Origin of the sequence: Denitromonas iodatirespirans (assembly GCF_018524365.1) — a bacterium.
GTDB classification, from domain to species: domain Bacteria; phylum Pseudomonadota; class Gammaproteobacteria; order Burkholderiales; family Rhodocyclaceae; genus Nitrogeniibacter; species Nitrogeniibacter iodatirespirans.
The window spans coordinates 2,501-5,535 of record NZ_JAEKFT010000063.1 but is presented as its reverse complement, the minus strand read 5'-3'; the positions used below and the strand labels follow the sequence as shown (position 1 = coordinate 5,535).

The window sequence follows — 3,035 nt, the reverse complement described above, 5'->3', positions numbered from 1 at the left end:
AAAAACCCCCGCAGTCAAGATGACTACGGGGGTTTTTCTTTTGGTTAGTCTGACGATGACCTACTTTCACACCCGAGTTGGGCACTATCATCGGCGCTGTTCCGTTTCACGGTCCTGTTCGGGATGGGAAGGGGTGGTTCCAGAACGCTATTGTCGTCAGACTTGACGGTTGGCGTCGCAGGGCTTTGTGTGTCTGCGTCGCCGCAACTGGAAGAAGTCGGAGTTAAGTAGCTTTTGTGCGATTGCTTAGCACATGTTCTCAAGGTTATAGGATCAAGCCTCACGGGCAATTAGTACTGGTTAGCTTAACGCATTACTGCGCTTCCACACCCAGCCTATCAACGTCCTGGTCTTGAACGACCCTTTAGCGTGATCGAGTCACGGGGGAAGTCTCATCTTGAGGCGAGTTTCCCGCTTAGATGCTTTCAGCGGTTATCTCTTCCGAACTTAGCTACCCGGCGATGCCACTGGCGTGACAACCGGTACACCAGAGGTTCGTCCACTCCGGTCCTCTCGTACTAGGAGCAGCCCCTCTCAAACTTCCAACGCCCACGGCAGATAGGGACCAAACTGTCTCACGACGTTTTAAACCCAGCTCACGTACCACTTTAAATGGCGAACAGCCATACCCTTGGGACCGGCTACAGCCCCAGGATGTGATGAGCCGACATCGAGGTGCCAAACTCCGCCGTCGATGTGAACTCTTGGGCGGAATCAGCCTGTTATCCCCAGAGTACCTTTTATCCGTTGAGCGATGGCCCTTCCATACAGAACCACCGGATCACTATGACCTGCTTTCGCACCTGCTCGACTTGTGGGTCTCGCAGTCAAGCCTTCTTTTGCCATTGCACTATCAGTACGATGTCCGACCGTACCTAGAAGACCTTCGTACTCCTCCGTTACTCTTTAGGAGGAGACCGCCCCAGTCAAACTGCCCACCATGCACGGTCCCCGACCCGGATTCACGGGCCAAGGTTAGAACCTCAACGACATCAGGGTGGTATTTCAAGGTTGGCTCCATGAGAACTGGCGTCCCCACTTCAAAGCCTCCCACCTATCCTACACAAATCCCGTCAAAGTCCAATGCAAAGCTGCAGTAAAGGTTCATGGGGTCTTTCCGTCTAGCCGCGGGTAGATTGCATCTTCACAACCATTTCAACTTCGCTGAGTCTCAGGAGGAGACAGTGTGGCCATCGTTACGCCATTCGTGCAGGTCGGAACTTACCCGACAAGGAATTTCGCTACCTTAGGACCGTTATAGTTACGGCCGCCGTTTACCGGGGCTTCGATCAAGAGCTTGCACCCCATCACTTAACCTTCCGGCACCGGGCAGGCGTCACACCCTATACGTCCACTTTCGTGTTTGCAGAGTGCTGTGTTTTTAATAAACAGTCGCAGCCACCGATTCTCTGAGACCTCCTTCTGCTCCAGCCGCAGGGCTTTCACATACAAGAGGCACACCTTCTCCCGAAGTTACGGTGTCAATTTGCCGAGTTCCTTCTCCTGAGTTCTCTCAAGCGCCTTGGTATTTTCTACCTACCCACCTGTGTCGGTTTGCGGTACGGTCACTCTTTGACTGAAGCTTAGAGGCTTTTCCTGGAAGCATGGTATTAATCACTTCAGGCTCAATGAGCCCTCGTCATCACGCCTCGTCTAAGCCCGGCGGATTTGCCTACCGGGCACGACTACACGCTTAAACCGGGACATCCAACACCCGGCTGATCTAACCTTCTCCGTCCCCCCATCGCATCAAAGAGCGGTACAGGAATATTGACCTGTTTCCCATCGACTACGCATTTCTGCCTCGCCTTAGGGGCCGACTCACCCTGCGCCGATGAACGTTGCGCAGGAAACCTTGGGTTTTCGGCGAGGGAGCTTTTCACTCCCTTTATCGCTACTCATGTCAGCATTCGCACTTCTGATACCTCCAGCATCCCTTACGAGACACCTTCGCAGGCTTACAGAACGCTCCCCTACCATGCGTACAAGTACGCATCCGCAGCTTCGGTTCATGGCTTGAGCCCCGTTACATCTTCCGCGCAGGACGACTCGACTAGTGAGCTATTACGCTTTCTTTAAAGGGTGGCTGCTTCTAAGCCAACCTCCTAGCTGTCTGTGCCTTCCCACCTCGTTTACCACTTAGCCATGTATTTGGGACCTTAGCTGGCGGTCTGGGTTGTTTCCCTCTTGACACCGGACGTTAGCACCCGATGTCTGTCTGCCGTATATCACTTTGCGGTATTCGGAGTTTGCTATCGCGGGGTAAATCGCAATGACCCCCCCAACGATGACAGTGCTCTACCCCCGCAAGTGTCCGTACGACGCACTACCTAAATAGTTTTCGGGGAGAACCAGCTATTTCCGGATTTGTTTGGCCTTTCACCCCTATCCACAGCTCATCCCCTAACTTTTCAACGTTAGTGGGTTCGGACCTCCAGTACCTGTTACGGCACCTTCATCCTGGCCATGGATAGATCATCCGGTTTCGGGTCTACGCCCAGCGACTATGTCGCCCTTATCAGACTCGCTTTCGCTACGCCTCCCCTATTCGGTTAAGCTCGCCACTGAACGTAAGTCGCTGACCCATTATACAAAAGGTACGCAGTCACCCCACAAGGAGGCTCCCACTGTTTGTATGCATGCGGTTTCAGGATCTATTTCACTCCCCTCCCGGGGTTCTTTTCGCCTTTCCCTCACGGTACTGGTTCACTATCGGTCGATTACGAGTATTTAGCCTTGGAGGATGGTCCCCCCATATTCAGACAGGATTCCACGTGTCCCGCCCTACTTGTCGTACGCTCAGACCCGCCAGCGACCCTTCACATACAGGGCTATCACCTTCTATGGCCGGGCTTTCCATCCCGTTTTGTTGAATCACTGGTTTAGTCGTACAGGCTGGTCCCATTTCGCTCGCCACTACTTTGGGAATCTCGGTTGATTTCTTTTCCTGCGGCTACTTAGATGTTTCAGTTCGCCGCGTTCGCCTCCTCGTGCCTATGTATTCAGCACGGGATGACCCTAAAAGGGCCGGGTTT

The 3,035-nt window shown here is 53.4% G+C and carries 2 rRNA genes (1 of these 2 cut by a window edge); both read right to left on the bottom strand.

The features are described from left to right. Nucleotides 1–47: 47 nt before the first annotated feature. Nucleotides 48–161: ribosomal RNA gene (gene rrf / locus I8J34_RS23735) — 5S ribosomal RNA — on the bottom strand. Between the two features lie 108 nt (nt 162–269). Continuing rightward, nucleotides 270–3,035 (bottom strand): 23S ribosomal RNA (locus I8J34_RS23730); it runs 124 nt beyond the window's last position.